This window comes from Pseudomonas sp. HPB0071 (assembly GCF_000478505.2).
Taxonomy (GTDB): Bacteria; Pseudomonadota; Gammaproteobacteria; order Pseudomonadales; family Pseudomonadaceae; genus Chryseomonas; species Chryseomonas luteola.
This window is the reverse complement of record NZ_KI517369.1, coordinates 190,276-204,972: the sequence shown is the minus strand read 5'-3', so window position 1 is coordinate 204,972 and position 14,697 is coordinate 190,276. Positions and strand designations below refer to the sequence as shown.

At 55.3% G+C, this 14,697-nt stretch carries 20 protein-coding genes; 8 read left to right on the top strand and 12 right to left on the bottom strand.

Features of this window, described 5'->3' with window-relative positions; all coding sequences use genetic code 11:
* The first annotated feature begins 14 nt into the window (after positions 1 to 14).
* From HMPREF1487_RS23840 to HMPREF1487_RS23810, 7 genes are read left to right on the top strand one after another with little or no spacing between them, the layout of a single operon-like run.
* Complete coding sequence (locus HMPREF1487_RS23840; protein WP_010799351.1) at positions 15 to 1,181, top strand: TonB C-terminal domain-containing protein; 1,167 nt, start codon at positions 15 to 17, stop codon at positions 1,179 to 1,181.
* On the top strand, positions 1,181 to 1,408 hold the full coding sequence (locus tag HMPREF1487_RS27755; protein WP_010799350.1) for a hypothetical protein: 228 nt from the start codon (positions 1,181 to 1,183) through the stop codon (positions 1,406 to 1,408). The genes HMPREF1487_RS23840 and HMPREF1487_RS27755 overlap by 1 nt, the downstream gene beginning before the upstream one ends.
* Positions 1,405 to 2,010: a TonB C-terminal domain-containing protein gene (locus HMPREF1487_RS23830; RefSeq protein ID WP_010799349.1), complete on the top strand. Its 606-nt coding sequence runs from the start codon at positions 1,405 to 1,407 to the stop codon at positions 2,008 to 2,010. The genes HMPREF1487_RS27755 and HMPREF1487_RS23830 overlap by 4 nt, the downstream gene beginning before the upstream one ends.
* A complete protein-coding gene (locus HMPREF1487_RS23825; RefSeq protein WP_010799348.1) occupies positions 2,007 to 4,226 on the top strand; it encodes a DNA topoisomerase III in 2,220 nt (739 codons plus the stop codon). Before HMPREF1487_RS23830 ends, HMPREF1487_RS23825 begins: the two co-directional genes overlap by 4 nt.
* A gap of 2 nt (positions 4,227 to 4,228) precedes the next feature.
* A complete protein-coding gene (locus tag HMPREF1487_RS23820; protein ID WP_010799347.1) occupies positions 4,229 to 5,284 on the top strand; it encodes a S49 family peptidase in 1,056 nt (351 codons plus the stop codon).
* A gap of 58 nt (positions 5,285 to 5,342) precedes the next feature.
* A complete protein-coding gene (locus HMPREF1487_RS23815; protein ID WP_010799346.1) occupies positions 5,343 to 6,170 on the top strand; it encodes a hypothetical protein in 828 nt (275 codons plus the stop codon).
* Positions 6,167 to 7,168, top strand: a complete 1,002-nt coding sequence (locus HMPREF1487_RS23810) for an endonuclease (protein WP_010799345.1) — start codon at positions 6,167 to 6,169, stop codon at positions 7,166 to 7,168. Before HMPREF1487_RS23815 ends, HMPREF1487_RS23810 begins: the two co-directional genes overlap by 4 nt.
* Before the next feature lie 75 nt (positions 7,169 to 7,243).
* Here HMPREF1487_RS23810 and HMPREF1487_RS27750 read toward each other — a convergent pair whose 3' ends face one another.
* On the bottom strand, positions 7,244 to 8,053 hold the full coding sequence (locus tag HMPREF1487_RS27750; RefSeq protein WP_010799344.1) for a hypothetical protein: 810 nt from the start codon (positions 8,051 to 8,053) through the stop codon (positions 7,244 to 7,246).
* 101 nt (positions 8,054 to 8,154) lie between these two features.
* Here HMPREF1487_RS27750 and HMPREF1487_RS26480 point away from each other — a divergent pair, with 101 nt between their 5' ends.
* Complete coding sequence (locus HMPREF1487_RS26480) at positions 8,155 to 8,889, top strand: hypothetical protein (protein WP_010799343.1); 735 nt, start codon at positions 8,155 to 8,157, stop codon at positions 8,887 to 8,889.
* A gap of 77 nt (positions 8,890 to 8,966) precedes the next feature.
* Here HMPREF1487_RS26480 and HMPREF1487_RS23795 read toward each other — a convergent pair whose 3' ends face one another.
* From HMPREF1487_RS23795 to HMPREF1487_RS23735, 11 genes are all read right to left on the bottom strand, one after another.
* Positions 8,967 to 9,518 (bottom strand): hypothetical protein, encoded by a 552-nt coding sequence (locus HMPREF1487_RS23795; protein ID WP_010799342.1) that lies wholly within the window; start codon positions 9,516 to 9,518, stop codon positions 8,967 to 8,969.
* Between the two features lie 292 nt (positions 9,519 to 9,810).
* Positions 9,811 to 10,119, bottom strand: a complete 309-nt coding sequence (locus HMPREF1487_RS23790) for a hypothetical protein (protein ID WP_010799340.1) — start codon at positions 10,117 to 10,119, stop codon at positions 9,811 to 9,813.
* Positions 10,120 to 10,310: 191 nt separating this feature from the next.
* Positions 10,311 to 10,511: a hypothetical protein gene (locus HMPREF1487_RS23785; protein ID WP_010799339.1), complete on the bottom strand. Its 201-nt coding sequence runs from the start codon at positions 10,509 to 10,511 to the stop codon at positions 10,311 to 10,313.
* Positions 10,508 to 10,936: a hypothetical protein gene (locus tag HMPREF1487_RS23780; RefSeq protein ID WP_010799338.1), complete on the bottom strand. Its 429-nt coding sequence runs from the start codon at positions 10,934 to 10,936 to the stop codon at positions 10,508 to 10,510. Before HMPREF1487_RS23780 ends, HMPREF1487_RS23785 begins: the two co-directional genes overlap by 4 nt.
* 718 nt (positions 10,937 to 11,654) lie before the next feature.
* On the bottom strand, positions 11,655 to 12,197 hold the full coding sequence (locus HMPREF1487_RS26475) for a hypothetical protein (RefSeq protein ID WP_154982414.1): 543 nt from the start codon (positions 12,195 to 12,197) through the stop codon (positions 11,655 to 11,657).
* Positions 12,198 to 12,302: 105 nt separating this feature from the next.
* Positions 12,303 to 12,611 carry a hypothetical protein gene (locus HMPREF1487_RS23760; protein WP_010799334.1) on the bottom strand — a complete coding sequence of 103 codons (309 nt, stop codon included), beginning with the start codon at positions 12,609 to 12,611 and terminating at the stop codon, positions 12,303 to 12,305.
* Positions 12,612 to 12,644: 33 nt separating this feature from the next.
* Complete coding sequence (locus HMPREF1487_RS23755; protein WP_010799333.1) at positions 12,645 to 13,130, bottom strand: SPFH domain-containing protein; 486 nt, start codon at positions 13,128 to 13,130, stop codon at positions 12,645 to 12,647.
* Between the two features lie 28 nt (positions 13,131 to 13,158).
* Positions 13,159 to 13,485, bottom strand: a complete 327-nt coding sequence (locus HMPREF1487_RS23750) for a hypothetical protein (RefSeq protein ID WP_010799332.1) — start codon at positions 13,483 to 13,485, stop codon at positions 13,159 to 13,161.
* A gap of 8 nt (positions 13,486 to 13,493) precedes the next feature.
* A complete protein-coding gene (locus HMPREF1487_RS23745) occupies positions 13,494 to 13,808 on the bottom strand; it encodes a hypothetical protein (RefSeq protein WP_010799331.1) in 315 nt (104 codons plus the stop codon).
* 9 nt (positions 13,809 to 13,817) lie between these two features.
* Entirely contained in the window at positions 13,818 to 14,216 is a 399-nt protein-coding gene (locus HMPREF1487_RS23740; RefSeq protein WP_010799330.1) for a DUF2254 domain-containing protein, read from the bottom strand.
* A gap of 2 nt (positions 14,217 to 14,218) precedes the next feature.
* A complete protein-coding gene (locus HMPREF1487_RS23735; RefSeq protein WP_010799329.1) occupies positions 14,219 to 14,653 on the bottom strand; it encodes a hypothetical protein in 435 nt (144 codons plus the stop codon).
* Between the last annotated feature and the right edge of the window lie 44 nt (positions 14,654 to 14,697).

The following is a 14,697-nucleotide window of genomic DNA, read 5'->3' as shown; positions in this document are numbered from 1 at the left end:
GACGGAGCCGGACCATGACAACACCTACTGATGAAACAGTACTTCCCGAGATCAAGGCAGAGCGCGAACCTGAACAGGAGAAGAAGCAAAAGTCACCTAAAAGAATGACGCTTCTGGCCGTGGCCATCCTCTGCGGACTGGGCATCTCCTATGTAGCCACCCACAAGGGCAAGCCGGAACATTCGATCCCACAGACGCCCGTCAGCAGTGATGTGCCGATGACACAGGCCAGCGGAGTAGATTCGCCGCTCAAACCAGACGCGGCTCATCTGGATACCGTAGCACCTGAGTCAACCAGTGAGGCCGCCAACGTCGGGACCTCACATACCTCCCTCGCTATCGACCCGGACGCCGACTTTGAAGAGGATGAATTCGCAGGCGAAACCTCGCCTCCACCCATCCAGGCACCGGAGCACCGGATCACCCGCGAGGGTGTAGAGACGGTTCTGCCTACCACGGAGCCTGTTGAAGAGGAGATGACCGCTGGTGAATCGCCTGAAACCACTCCACCCCCTGCCTCAGAAGATAAGACGACTCCAGTTGCAAGTAGCGCTACGGCCCCAGCCAGCGCCAACCCGACCCCAACAGGTCAGGATGAGGTATCCCCGTCCGAGAAAGACCTCGCAAGCTTTGGCTACAGCATCAAGCCCAGTCAGGTAGGCACACCTCCCGAAGCTGAGGATGCACACCAGAAGCGACTGGCAGCACTGGCGCAGACCCCGGCCTACCAGAACATGGTCACAGCGGTTGGCATACGGGTGGGCCAGAACTGGAAGGCACCCGAGGATTACGAAAAGCATGGTGCACAGGTCCGGGTAAAAGTGGGACCGGACGGCGTTCTGACCGGGTTCGAAGTGGTCCGCTCTTCCCATAATGAGGCCTACAACAAATCCGTCATCAGCGCTGCCGTCGAGGCCTCGCCCTTTATCGAGATCAGGACCCTGCCCGTAGCCGATCGGGATGTCGTCACCGAATTCACCCTGAACTTTGGTCGCAGGATTTCGGATGCCGAGCACAGCGCGGCCAACGAGTCGGCTTCGACTGAGGATCTGCCCGAGCAGGCTCAGGCTGAGGACGTCTCAAGCGGGCCTCTGGCCGCTGCACCCATGGCGGCACGTCAGCTACAGGACCCGCTCAAGGCCATGTTTGAAACCAGCCATGCGATGACCGGAGGCCAGTGATGGACGCCGTGCAGGTAGATGAAGATTCCTACAGAGACCTTCTGGTCATGCTCTCCGAAGCCGCCAACGCGCAGAGCCCGCTGGATGCGGTATGCCTGATTACGGTCATGCTGCAGGACATCCAGCAGAACCACCGCCTCCCACAGCTGGAAACGGTAGTCAGGGACTGGAAGCTGCTCTATGCCCTGCACAAGGAACGGCCTCAACCCACGGAGAAGCGCTCATGATTCCTCAGCTGGTGGCGCTGGGCGTCATTGTGGCGCTGCTTTACTCAACCAATGTGCTGTTTTTCAACAAGGACGATATTCCCGAGGGGAACGCACCAGAGTCCAGCCAGCAAAGCCCCGGTGGACGAGACATTGCCCAGGCCTTCAACCTGGTCAATCAGGAGCTGCTGGGCAAGCTCAAGGATGGCAGCGGCACCCATGTCACGGATTTTACCGGCCCGGAACAGAAAGAGGCCGAGGAGAAGCGCCGCAACGCCGATGTCGAGGAAGTACGCTCCGTCGCCGCCGAGATTGCCGAGGAGATCGGGCTTAACTGGCGCATCAGCGACGAGCTGTACGCCCAGAACTACGCCATCGTGGCCATTACGTTAAAGGACAGCGGCAAGGTCGCGGCGGTCGAGACGCTGTACTCCACCGAAAACCGTTTCTTTGATAACAGCCTGCGTCGTGCCATCCGCAAGGGCGAGCCCTATCGCCAGTTCAAGGACATGACGACGCGCCAGCGCGAGCAGCTCACCGAGATCGTGCTGCACTTTGGCGCAGGCAAGCCTCCCACCGAACGCCAACTGGCCTCGATCAGACGATCAAGGGGTGATTTATGAGTGTGGACGTATATCTGGCCGAAAAGCCCAGCCAAGGCCGCGCGCTGGCTGCGGTACTTGGCTGTGACAGGACCGGCAAGGGCTGTATGCACAATGGCAAAGGCACCTTTGTTACCTGGTGCATTGGTCATCTCCTGCAGGCGCTAAAGCCCGATGATTATTCCGAAGCGTGGAAAGGCTGGACGCTGGATAACCTGCCCATGGTGCCCGGCGAGTGGAAGCACCAGCCCAATGACAAGACTCGCGACCAGCTCAAGGTGGTGTCGGAGCTTCTGAAAAAAGCCTCCTCAGTTTACATTTCCACTGACTTTGACCGTGAAGGCGAAGCCATTGCCCGCAACGTCATCCGTTACGCCGGTTATCAGGGTCCGCTGTACAGGGTATGCATCAAGGCCCTGAACCCCAAGGGACTGCGTAAGGCGCTGGACGCCATTGTGCCGGGCAAGGACACCATCAACCTCTACCACTCCGCCGTGTGCCGTGAGCGCTCTGACTGGCTGGTTGGCATGAACGGGACACGCCTGTTTACCCTGATTGCCCGTGGCGCAGGCTTTCAGGAAACCCTGCATGTGGGCCGCGTGGTCTGCCCCATGATCAATCTGGTCGTGACCCGTAATCAGGCCATCGCCAACTTTGTTCCCAGGGACTACTGGGACCTGTGGGCCGATGTCGCCGTACAGCGTGGCCAGTTCCGGGCGAAGTGGGTACCGCCCGAGGAATGTACCGATGATGTTGGACGCTGCATCAACAAGACGCTGGCCGAGCAGGTCTCTGCGCAGCTGACCGGCACCGGTGGGGTTATTGAAAAGGCGGAGACGACGCCCTCCAAAGAAAGTCCGCCCCTACCTTTCCACCTGAACAGCCTTCAACAGTACGGCAACGTGCGCTTTGGCTACACCGCTGATAAGGTACTCGCCGCGGCCCAGTCGCTGTACGAGAACCATCAGGCTATCTCCTACCCCCGTACCGAATGCCGGTACCTGCCGGAAAACATGCACGCCGAAGCGCCGGAGGTCATGCAGGCATTGATGCTCAGCGACCAGAGCATTTCCGGTTTGATTGCTGGCGCTGACCTCAAGCGCAAGGGTCGATGCTTTAACGACAAGCAGCTCGAAGGCAAGAGCCATGAGGCGATTATTCCGACTGCTGAAAAGATAAACCTTGGCGCCTTGAGTGAAATCGAGCGCAACCTCTACGACGCCATCCGCCGCTTCTACATCGCCCAGTTCTATGAGCACCATGAATTCAACCGCACGGTGATCCATGTCCGGGCCGGTAAGCACGAGTTCATTGCCAAGGGGCGCCAGCCGACTCGACAGGGCTGGAAGATCCTGTTTCCGGACGCCGAAGCCTTTAGCGAAGCGGATACCGTTGAAGAGGATGACGTCGACGAACAGAGCACGGCCCTGCCTCCCATCAACCAGGGCGAGCCGGCCATCATCAGCGGGCCGGAAGTCACCGGCAAGCACACCCGTCACCCGCCCTACTTTACCGAAGCCACCCTGCTCTCGGCCATGGAGCACATCAGCCGGTACGTCACCGAAGAACAGTTCCGCCGCATCCTCAAGGAAACTTCCGGTCTGGGTACACCGGCTACGCGTGCCAGCATCATCAAGACGGCGGTGGATCGCGGCTACCTGATCCGCAAGAAGCGCCAGCTGCATGCCAGCGACAAGGCGGTAGCGCTGATGAAAGCCCTGCCGCCTGCTCTGAAATCACCCGGCCTTACCGCCGCATGGGAGCAGGAGCTGGAGCGGGTTGCACGCGGTGAAGTCAGTCAGGATGAGTTCATGCGCAAGATCACCGACTGGGTGTCGCGCATTGTTCATGGCTTCAAGGCGACGCTTGCCAATACCGATGCCCAGGCGGCTGCCTCGCTCAAGCAGACCTTTAGCGAGGCCCGCGGCACGCTCCATAAGTGCTTCGCCTGCGGCGCGGAGTTGCGCCGGGTAAAGGGCCAGAAGGGCTTCTTCTGGGGCTGTACCAACCGCGACACCTGCAACAAGACCTTTCCCGACCAGAAGGGCCTGCCGCAAAAACCCATCAGCGATGAAGACCGCCCGCTGTGCGGCGACTGCGGGCGCCCGATGACCCTTCGCATGGGCAGGAAAGGGGATGCCAAACGCGCCAGCCGGTTCTGGGGCTGTTCCGGCTATCCCGAGTGCCGCGCCATTGCGCCCTATACCAAACCCAAAAAAGATCCACTGGAGGCATGACGATGAGTTGGTTTAAACGCAACCGAAGTAGTGATGTACCGCCCTATTCCCCGGATGACTCCATCGAGGTCCTGCAGGAGCGCCAGCGCCTCATGCAGATCCACACCTTTGACAAGTGGGTGTCGGGCACCGTCAAGCAGAGCCGCGCCCGGCACCGCTGGACCCTGATCTTCAAGGGCATGCTGCTCCTGATCGTCCTGCTCAGCGCCTTTAACACCTGGTACTTCCTGCGCCTGTTTGATGAGGCCTCGGAAGTCAACGAAGGGGCCAGCCATGTTGGCGTAGTGGATGTGATGGGACCGATCGATGCCCAGCAACCGGCCAATGCCGATCGCATCAACAAGGGCCTGCGCCAGGCCATGGAAAACCCCAACACCGTGGCGGTGGCCATCCGTATCAACAGCCCCGGTGGCAGTCCGGTTCAGTCCAAGCGCGTCTATGACGAGATCCGCTACGAAAGCCAGCGTCATCCGGAAAAGCCCATCTTTGCCGTGATCGAGGACATTGGTGCAAGCGGTGCGTACTACATCGCCTCGGCTACCAAAGAGATCTATGCCTCTCCCACCGCTATCGTAGGCTCCATTGGCGTGATCAGTACCGGCTTTGGCTTTGACAAGACTATCAAGCTTTTTGATGTCGAGCGCCGCGTGTATACCGCCGGCACCAGCAAGTCGATGCTGGACCCGTTCTCCCCGGCCAGGGATGAGCAGGTCCAGTACTGGAAGACCGTGCTGGGCGCGACTCACCAGCGGTTTATCGCAGACGTAAAGCAGGGCCGTGGCGATCGTCTCAAGCCCACCGAGGGCATGTTCGAAGGACTGGTCTGGGAAGCCGGTACGGCCAGGAACATCGGCATCATTGATGACCAGCTGACCCTTGAGCAACTGGTGCGTCGGCTGGTACCGGACGATGACGGCAAGCTGAAAATGAAAAATTACACCCCGCGGCTGAGCCCGTTTGCCGACTTCAAGAAGGGGATCTCGCTGAGTTTTCAGGAGGCGCTGGGGCTAGGTACGTCTGAAGGCTACAGCTCACCTGTAAGAGCCATGCTTCCCTAAGCAATAAGCCCCTGTAAGCGCTGATGCGTACAGGGGCCACCCCACCAGGAAAACCGTCATGACACAGTTACTTGCTCTCTTGGGTGTGACCGCCGCTGTGCTGGCCCTGACCGGCCTTGCCAAGCATTTCCTGATTGCCAGTCCCAGACTGCCCACCTGGCCCGCCTATGCCTTTACCGGCATGGTGGGTTCACCCATACGCGAGACCGCCCGCGCGATCGTCTGCCTGTGCATGGGCTTCAAGCTCACCCGCATTGCGCTGTACAAGCGCACTGATGTAGACGGTACGCTGGGTCATGTCGACTACACCTTTTTCCCCGGCCCGCTCAGCTACATGGGACGTGCCTTGGAAGGGCTGGCACCCTGCGCGGTGGGCTGCGTGCTGTTGTGCCTGCTGACGGGCATTGCCTATGACGTCCCTACTCCCCCTCAGAATCCACTAGATATTCTCGTCTGGATACCGGCTGCGATTGAGGAAATCCTCTGGAGCCTGTGGACCGAGGGGGATAGCGATCCCTTGAGCCTTCTGATCATCACCGGCTTGTTTCTCGTATCGCTGCATGCGGTACCGACGCTGACGGATCTCTACCGGCTGAGCTGTGGCCTGATTACCTTTACCCCTATTGCCCTGTTTATTGGCGCCCTGCTCTGGTTTATCCGCTCGGCTCATTTTCCCTATATCGAGGGCCTGTTTATCCAGGTCGAGCGCTGGTTGATCCCGTGGACCTTTGAGGCCGTGCAGTGGATAGCGGTAAGCAGCCTCATGCTGTGTGTGGCGGCGGTGCTGTCGGCTCTTTTGTTTGTAGTGATCCCCACCCTTGCCGTCGCGCTCTGGCACAAGCTCACCCGCAAGCCGGTTGCCAACCCCGAGGCAGTTGAACCATGAGAGCCACTCTGGTCCTGCTGGCGATAACCTTGTCGGGCGCAGTATGGGCTGCACCTGAAACCTATTACGACGCCAAGCACTTCCTGCGTAACGACATCTACGGTGATCAGAATGCTGGCGAGAAGGCCTCGGGTGATCTCTACTGCGGCTGCCATTGGGAATGGGTAGGCCGTAGTGGCGGCGTGATGGATCATGAATCCTGCGGCTACCAGACCCGCGCCCTTCCCGACCGCGCCATTCGCCTTGAGTGGGAGCATATCCAGAGTGTCTGGTCCTTTGGCCATCAACTGCAATGCTGGCGCGAAGGCGGTTCGGGTGCCTGCCGGGCTGATCCACTGTTCAACCGGATCGATGCGGACCTGCACAACCTGGCGCCTGCCATTGGAGAGGCCAATGCCGATCGCGGCAGCTATCTGTACGGTGAACTGCCGGGTACGGCCAGTCGCTACGGGCGCTGTGATCTCCGGATTGATCCTGCGCTGCGTACAGTCGAGCCACGGGATGCCGTAAAGGGGCTGATTGCGCGGACCCACTTCTACATGAGCGACCGCTACGGCATTACCCTCTCACGGCTTCAGCAAAAGCTGTTCATGGATTGGGACAAGCGCTTTCCGGTCAGCCATTGGGAAAAGGAACGGGACACTCGTATCGCCAGGGTCATGGGCCATCACAATCCGTTTGTTACCGGTCAGGCCAGCTGGACGCTGGATCGAAAGCCCGGGCTTGCCGGCATCATCAAGCGCGACAAGACGGTCAAGGAGCTCTTCCCCGACCTGCAGGAGGCCTCTGCCTCGAATGATGTTGAAAAAGAGGAAATCGAACCGTTTGACCCGACCCGCACAGAGGGCATGGTGTATGCCTCACGCCGGACCGGTACCTACTTTATACCGACGCTCTGCCCTTCCTACCACTCAATTCCGGCACGTATCCGGGTGGCCTACCGGACTGAGCGAGAAGCGCAGTCTGATGGGTATAGGAGGGATGTTGAGTGTCGTTAGCTGCGCTACTTGCTCAACTAGCACTGACACAAGGGTATCCCTAATAATAGTAATACCCTTGTTTTCTAAGTGTTATCAATGCTGAGAATCAACATGGTTTTCGATGTTAGTCGGACCGTTTGCAGGATCGCTTTCTGGCAGTGGGCTAATCCAATATCTCACCTGCTCAAGATACTCCAAAACACCCAGCTGAAGACTACCTAGATAACCATTAAGGGCTAACTCGTACTCCAGGAAATCGACTGCATCCTGATCGACATCAGATCGAGCGCTACCAAAGACATGTCTCGGCTCATAATCAGCACTTATTGGATCTTGCTCGTAATTGTCCACGAGCAGTCGAACCTTATCCGTGAGCACAAGCCATTGTAATGCTCGCTCTGAGCTAATTGATGAAGCAATATTAAGAGTGGCGGAGAAATCAGCATGCCTAGAGTGAGCTGTAAATAGCGCGCACTTCAACTTAATGAAGTTTGGACTTAGCCGCACTTCATCAATCATTTTTTCGATTACATCGCTCTTGAGAAGCCACAGATCTACTTGAGTGATAGCCATTGTATGGCCAAAGAAATGAATATTCGTGTACGAATCCACGATAGAAGCTACGAGGCGATTTAAAACCTCCATATTCTGAAGATCCTTCCTCATCCGTGGAATGACGTCGATTACGACGTAGAAAAAATAGGCCGCGATCAATCCGGTTAACAGGTCACCCACTATATCTTCGAAAGCTTTCGCCTGAAAAAATAGCACCACATTGGGCCATTCGGTTTTCATATAGTCAGTGGCATTGAATTTGATTTTGACAGCAAATAGGCAAATCAAAGCCACTACAGCACAAGCGCATAGCCTCCGCTCAAACTGATCCTTCAGAATTTTTGACATCTTTATTTCCATGACAAAACGTTTCCTAAGTGAGTCGGAACCTAGATGTCTAAGTGACATCTATAGGTGCTACTTAAAAAGACATGCAGGGACGATGCTTTATGAATTTCATAACGCCTCTACAAATGCTGCTCGATCAAGGCTCTTGTGAACTTCAATCAGCTCTTGAAAACAATGATATTGCTTTAGAGACCTTTCAGAAAATCGACTCGTTTCTGTTTCGCGAGGTTCTGCTTACTGAGCAGTTTCAGAGATTCGACCCTACAGTTCAGCACCTTAGTATCCATGCCAGGAGCGTATGGGTTGCCAGCATCCGTATGGCATTTAGCGGCCAACCCTACGCTGTCCCACCTGTAGTGCGTACAGCGCTTGAGTCAGTCTGCTATGCGTATCTAATACATGATGATGCATCATTGGCTCGCGTTTGGCTGGATAGGCACAAAGACGAGAAGTCCATGAGGAACTCCCGCAACGCATTTAATAGCGCGGTTAAAACAGTCAAGGAAAAACTGAACACCCTAGAAGATGGACTGGGTGATGATATTTATGATGCCTATCAGCAGTGTATTAATGATGGCGCTCACCCTAATACTGGAGCAATCCCTAAGACCAGGAAACTAGCGCTTGGGCCTAACGGATTTAGTGAAATGTACGACGAGACCAATGATTTTTACGGCTTGCCTTCAAGAAAAACTAGATACGCTCTCGCCTCGGTTGCATCGATAGGTTTGCTAATGTGTTACATCCTTAGCCTGACCTTGAAGTGTTTCAATGACTTGCCATCCGACCAGCTTTCTCCGATATCCAAGGGAATTGAAGACCTGTTGACTGGCTAGCTGTAGGTAGTTGTTACATCACACCTTGCTGAGGAAGTCTTCTTCTCGCTCAGAAACAGGCTCCCAAGAGATCATGCTTACTTTCCTTGATCAGTCGCTGGCAAGAATGGATACAACTCCACCTCTGTCCAGCGGTGGTAAGAATCAGGCTCAAAGACCTGCCCGCTACTGCGGCAAAACTCCCATTCGGTTCGAAAGGCCTCAGCGGTAAGCGAGGCATGCAACTCCTGATGCCACTCGAAAGTGCCCATGCGGCCTACTTGGAACTGCTTTACCCGACTTCTGCCTTGGGAATCCGTCCAATTAACCCCGTACACCACATAAACTGGACAGCCGAGGCGGCGGCGATCCTTTTTCAGATAACGGGTGATTCCGACGCGCCCGACGCTACGTTTGTGCGCCATTGGGGAAGTGCGGAAGCTGCCACGTCCATTCCCAGCATTGGGCAGTTTCGCAAGCATCTGGTCTCGCCAGTTTACTGCCGCACGCAGCGCCTTTTCTTTGCTGACGAATCGCGACCAGGCGAATGTGGCAGAATATTCGTAGTCACCTCGCACGATCCTGACCTGATAGGCATCGTAGCCTGGGACGGTGATGTTGTCTGGCAGGAAGCGAGGGATAGCAGGCATCTTTTTTCCTATTCAAAATGGTGGGTAGTTCAAGCCAAACACCAATCGCAGTGCCGACAATCACTAATGCACATGTATGTAGTGGCCCATTGCGTTTTCCTTTAACTATTTGCGCTCAATTGCCCAGAGCGTGAAACCATTGAAAGCAAGGAGAAGCATCGCTGTAGCCAAGGAGTAGAAACCAACTTGGCCGAGCCTCTCTAGCGGGTGCTCAAACCACAGAAACGGTAGTCCCAGAACGAAGCTGCCAGTGATCATGTTTGTGCTGCCTGCAAACGTCATTGTCGTTTGCCTAGTTCGATGATTCCATTTCTGCGAGGTAGTCACTCCGGGCTTTATCAGCTTCTGGATCGCCCGTTTCTCGCCCTAGATCCCTGACCGTTTCAAACATCAGCTTCTTGATAAGGGGATTCAGCAAGACATGCTCAAGCACCCACTGCTGGGCCTCTTCAATGGTCTGCCTTTGAGCATCAAGGATTGCCTGTTCGCGCTTCGAAGGCTCGAATGACATTTCGTCGTAGTGCGCCAACATAGATGCAAGCCGAGCGGCCTTGTCATAGTGCTGCACGTCCAACCGCTCTGCCATTTGCAAGTCAAACATTGCACATGCCGGGCCTCACCACGCCTCAGGAATGGCAGCGGGACTGGAAGGCTTGAGCGTGATAATGGTCATGTTTGGGGCCCTCATTGCAATTCTCGTCTAGCTGTAGTCCAAAACCAGCGTCTCATGGGAAATGCGCTATGCAAGGTCCTGTCATCCGGCGAGGCAGTCACCATTCAAAACACGCAGCATCAACGAAACTCAGCTGCAAGCTCAGAATCGCCAGCCCACTCAAGCGCATCAGCCATATCATTGAAGGCGCGGCAGTGGTTGTCAGTTTTGCTGACCTCAAGGATTCGCTTGTTGTCACGGATCTGGAGAACCCAGTACTCATCGGTCTCGCGGATTAATGAGGTTGCTATGAGGTTTCCGTTTCGGGCTGCCAGGATCATGGCTGGTTACCTTCGCGGTAGGCCGTTGAAAAAGTGCTTAAAGTGACTCCTGATGCTTTGCCTACTAGCCACCTCAGAGCTTCGGACAGGATCAGCAGAAACGCTGCTGCCGCTACGGTCAGGCCAAGGCTGGACTCAAAGCCCGGCGTGTATTCGCGTATCCCGTAAGCGAAATACAGGAGTATCAATGCTGGCACTAAGACCACTCCAATACTCACTATAAAGGCCTGCCATATAGTAAATAATCGGCTCAGGGTGAGGCCGGGGCCTACCACGGCCAGTACCCACAAAGCGCAGACGGCTCTGGCAAAAACCTCACTCCCAAAGCCAATAACCAGGGCCAGCACGGCGTAGTAAATAGTCGCGTATATACATATCGCCGCTACCCTTTTTCCAAAAGGCTGTGCCTTCGCAGATTCCTCCATCACTCGGTACCCTTTTGCGGGGTTTCCAATACATCGTCAATGTCGCCAAGGCTTAGTGTGAATAGCAAAATACATGCACCGACAATAAACCAAAGAATACTAAGCATGGTAGGAAGAGCCAGAAAGCCGGGTTTGCTCCACGCTGCGAGATAAGGGGGAGCGTTCTCAAGAGCTAGCCGCCCGCCTAACCAAAGATAGGCCAATAGAGGGAGAGGCACGGTGAATAGAGAACCCAACAGTAGGCGTTTGCGAACAATCCAGAAATACCTGGCTATCCTCTTGGTTCTTTGAAAGCTCATGTCTGTACTCCATTGCAGTTGTGTCGGAAAGGTCGATTACTCAAAGCAGCTCGGACATTGTCAGCGTCTCATGGAAAATGCCTGATGCAAGGGCTGCTATGTGCGATCTTTCTTCCATAGCATGCATACGAATATCCAGAAGAATAGGAGGAGGGCCAGGGTTTCCGCTTCAGTGGTTACTCCGGTCTCAGTGCTATAAAAAAGACCATTTTCTTCTGCTCGCTCAAGGAAAGATGGAGGAAGGAAGAAGTACACTATTGTTGTTGCTGCTACGCAGCATGAAAGTATTAACCGAACTATTTTGTCGACAGCTGTCAGTTTTATTACGGTTTCCTGTGACACCGAGTCGTCGCGCTTCATTGCGGTTGTCCTCTGATTCAGAATCGTCGGGATTCAAGCCGTTCCAGGCAACTACAAATTCACTGTTCGTTCTTTGCCTGCTCGTTAAACTGATCCATTGCCTGGCCCAGCTGCACGCTGGTCCCTTCGATATAGTCCGGCCATGGCACGAAGGGATTGGAGGTCAATGCGTTAAGCACGTAGGCCTTGGGGCAGCGATACACCACCGGCTGGCCATACTCGTAGTGCGCCAGCACGATGTCACTCTTGCAGTCTGGCATGTCCGTGATCTCGGCTATCTGTTTGATGGCGCGGTAGTTCACCATGGCGCTGTTTTCGTCCATAAAGGCGAGCTGCTTGACGACAGCAATGGCGCTGACAAGGCCGATCAGGATGGGCATTACAGCAAAGCCAACAGCGGAGAAGGAGCTGCGCTGGCTCAAGCCTCGTAGCTTGAACGCGCCAATTCCGGCAACCAGTATTGAGCCGATCAGCGCCAGCCAGATGACCAGTTTTCCAGAATCCATGGTGATCGGGTTACCCCGTGCCGCCATAACCCCCTGATAGACCGTCATCAGTACTGGCGCAGCCATCAAACAAGTGGCCAAAAACAGGAGCGCCATGTACTCGGCCTTTCGCCACAGCCTGTTTGTGAATATCAGGTTGAACTGATAGGTGACCGATGCGCCCATCATGATTGAACAAGCGAGAAGGTACACAGTGTTTCCCTATTTCTGATCTTTGATAGCCAGGGCAATAGTGCCCAGCAGCAGTACCGCTGCAGCGAGGTTAAGCGCCGCAAGCAGGCCCATCGACATTAACCAAGTGAACACAAACTCAATGCAATCCACTGCACCTGAGGCGCCACTGTCACAGACCTGAGACTGCTCAGCCAGCACGGCAAAGATAGTTTCGTAATAGGCCAATTCCCATACGAAAAACGCCACTGGCATCAGGATGAGCAATGCTACAAAGGGGCCTGACTCTGTCTTGCTGGTATCAGCCTGCTCTGCTTTGTGCTCAATGCTTTCGTTCAAGGCTGCAATCCCTCTGTTTATTCAAGCCTTCGTTCAGGCTGGCGATTGATGCTGATTACGGATCTGATCTAGTAGATCATCGAGTCCTGCTGGCGCGTTCACAGAGGCGGAAACACGAATATCGACAAAGCCCGGGATGGCGCTGCGGTGCAGCGTGGCATTGCTGCGAAGCCATCGATAGTTTGCTGCCTCGGCCCTTAATCCTTGCCTTGCGCGATAATGCTCTTTCAGTGCAGCCTCCTTCTCGGCAAGTTCTGCGTCTTTATGCTTAAGGGCTTGCATGAGCTGCTCACGCTCGGCCTCCAGCTCAGCGAGTCTTTGTTCGGCTGGCTCGGCTTTGGCCTGCTCAGCTTCCTTGCTCACGTGCAGTACATAAACAGGACCATGGCGGTCCAACCAGTCCTGCACATCCCCACCGGACCACATCTTGCGCAGCATGGTAGGAAAGCGCAGCGGAACCAGTTTCGTTTGTTCAGCCGGCTCGGCTGATATCTCACCCACAGATGCTTTAGTGTTCATGGTTACTCCTCGTTTGGAGTGGCTGGGATTATCTCTTGATTTGTTGATTTCTAGCCTGATCGAACCGCTCAGTAACTGTCTTGCCCAGTGCGGCCATGCATAGAAGGAAAAGCGCTAGAAGTGCACCCAACAGCACTATGGCCATGATGCTGGTGACCGCAACAAAGACAGGGCCCGGCTCCGATGCGCCCCCGAAAAAATTCATGATCAGTTGCGCGGCGTTGATCCCGAAGTGGCTGGCAGTAGCGGTAATCAGGTAGCCCAGTCCATACAATCCATGGAAGCCTCCCCATAGAGCAGCTACGAAGACCATCAACGTCCCAAGGCCTATGCAGATGTATCGAAAAGTGGACATGGCTGCTCCTACCTACGTCTCTTAAGACGATTCTGCAGAACATACTGTTCGATCACCTCGCCTAACACTACCGGTACCAATACACACCAAAGGAGCAACGCAGCAGTCGCCACAAGTACCAGAAGGAAGCTCAAGCCGACAAAGACATAACCCGGGTCTGATATACCCTCGAAAACGCTCAGGATCAGTTGTGAGGGATTGATTCCAAAATGGCTGGCGACAGTGGCAGTCAGATAGCCCAGCCCATAGAGAGCACCCCATAAAGCTGCTACACCGCCCACCAAAGTCACAAGACCGATGCAGGCATACCTGAAATAAGACATAGCCATCTCCTATCTACGTGTCTTCAGCGTCATGCAGTAGAAGCAAGTCGCGATGAACAGGCCGATCAGATAGCGAACCAGGTCAGGCGTATCCACGGTTGAGAGCACGTAGGCCACCAGGCCAAAGGCGGCCACTGTCAGTACACAGCGCATAATGGTGGCGGAAAGCGTGTCGGTGACCGCCAAACCAAAGCCCGCCATGACGATGCCCAGCAAGGCAAAAAGCGCAATCAGCCATTCCGGGATAAACAGGTTCAGCTCGCCACCTGGTGTCATCTGCCACATGGAAAGAGTCAAAGATGCGGCCACTAACGTAATTGACCCTGCCAGCGGATACAGCCATTTGCGGTTGCGATCAAAATAGTCCGGCTTGTCTTCGGTCTCGGTGATCCTGTCAAAGAGGCTCATAATCATTTTTCTCCGTACGCTTCAGGTTGTAGCCATTGCATCGCCTGCTTCTCGATCCGGTCCTGCAGCTGCCTGACCGAAGTGTTCACGTCTTCACTGCCTGTGAACTCAAGCATTTGCTCGAGTACGATCTTTGCGGCCCTTGCCGCTACCGCACACGCAATGTCATAGCTGCGGGAGCAAGGTTGCTGGGCAGGTCGGTACCATGGCCAGCCGGCACGTGTTCGCTGGCCCGGCATCCACTCGTCCACGGATCGATCAACCAGACAGAACCACCCCACCGTCCATAAACCCGTGTCGGAGCTCCAGGATGGCAACAGCTTCACGACAACCGTGGCATGGCCGAACTTGCAGCGGTGCTCGCCTTCAAACACGACCGGATCCACGAGTGCCTCCAGCGTTTCCGGAAAAAGCTCTGCGTTGCATTGAATGCTCATCGCTGGATCTCCTGAGCAGTGGGTGTATATCCACCCTCTCACGG

What these genes read in the sequence shown, in the direction of transcription:
- HMPREF1487_RS23840 (WP_010799351.1), top strand. Translation starts at nt 15, where the DNA reads ATGACAACACCTACTGATGAAACAGTACTTCCCGAGATCAAGGCAGAG.
- HMPREF1487_RS27755 (WP_010799350.1), top strand. Translation starts at nt 1,181, where the DNA reads ATGGACGCCGTGCAGGTAGATGAAGATTCCTACAGAGACCTTCTGGTC.
- HMPREF1487_RS23830 (WP_010799349.1), top strand. Translation starts at nt 1,405, where the DNA reads ATGATTCCTCAGCTGGTGGCGCTGGGCGTCATTGTGGCGCTGCTTTAC.
- HMPREF1487_RS23825 (WP_010799348.1), top strand. Translation starts at nt 2,007, where the DNA reads ATGAGTGTGGACGTATATCTGGCCGAAAAGCCCAGCCAAGGCCGCGCG.
- HMPREF1487_RS23820 (WP_010799347.1), top strand. Translation starts at nt 4,229, where the DNA reads ATGAGTTGGTTTAAACGCAACCGAAGTAGTGATGTACCGCCCTATTCC.
- HMPREF1487_RS23815 (WP_010799346.1), top strand. Translation starts at nt 5,343, where the DNA reads ATGACACAGTTACTTGCTCTCTTGGGTGTGACCGCCGCTGTGCTGGCC.
- HMPREF1487_RS23810 (WP_010799345.1), top strand. Translation starts at nt 6,167, where the DNA reads ATGAGAGCCACTCTGGTCCTGCTGGCGATAACCTTGTCGGGCGCAGTA.
- HMPREF1487_RS27750 (WP_010799344.1), bottom strand. Translation starts at nt 8,053, where the DNA reads ATGTCAAAAATTCTGAAGGATCAGTTTGAGCGGAGGCTATGCGCTTGT.
- HMPREF1487_RS26480 (WP_010799343.1), top strand. Translation starts at nt 8,155, where the DNA reads ATGAATTTCATAACGCCTCTACAAATGCTGCTCGATCAAGGCTCTTGT.
- HMPREF1487_RS23795 (WP_010799342.1), bottom strand. Translation starts at nt 9,518, where the DNA reads ATGCCTGCTATCCCTCGCTTCCTGCCAGACAACATCACCGTCCCAGGC.
- HMPREF1487_RS23790 (WP_010799340.1), bottom strand. Translation starts at nt 10,119, where the DNA reads ATGTTTGACTTGCAAATGGCAGAGCGGTTGGACGTGCAGCACTATGAC.
- HMPREF1487_RS23785 (WP_010799339.1), bottom strand. Translation starts at nt 10,511, where the DNA reads ATGATCCTGGCAGCCCGAAACGGAAACCTCATAGCAACCTCATTAATC.
- HMPREF1487_RS23780 (WP_010799338.1), bottom strand. Translation starts at nt 10,936, where the DNA reads ATGGAGGAATCTGCGAAGGCACAGCCTTTTGGAAAAAGGGTAGCGGCG.
- HMPREF1487_RS26475 (WP_154982414.1), bottom strand. Translation starts at nt 12,197, where the DNA reads ATGGCGCTCCTGTTTTTGGCCACTTGTTTGATGGCTGCGCCAGTACTG.
- HMPREF1487_RS23755 (WP_010799333.1), bottom strand. Translation starts at nt 13,130, where the DNA reads ATGAACACTAAAGCATCTGTGGGTGAGATATCAGCCGAGCCGGCTGAA.
- HMPREF1487_RS23750 (WP_010799332.1), bottom strand. Translation starts at nt 13,485, where the DNA reads ATGTCCACTTTTCGATACATCTGCATAGGCCTTGGGACGTTGATGGTC.
- HMPREF1487_RS23745 (WP_010799331.1), bottom strand. Translation starts at nt 13,808, where the DNA reads ATGTCTTATTTCAGGTATGCCTGCATCGGTCTTGTGACTTTGGTGGGC.
- HMPREF1487_RS23740 (WP_010799330.1), bottom strand. Translation starts at nt 14,216, where the DNA reads ATGAGCCTCTTTGACAGGATCACCGAGACCGAAGACAAGCCGGACTAT.
- HMPREF1487_RS23735 (WP_010799329.1), bottom strand. Translation starts at nt 14,653, where the DNA reads ATGAGCATTCAATGCAACGCAGAGCTTTTTCCGGAAACGCTGGAGGCA.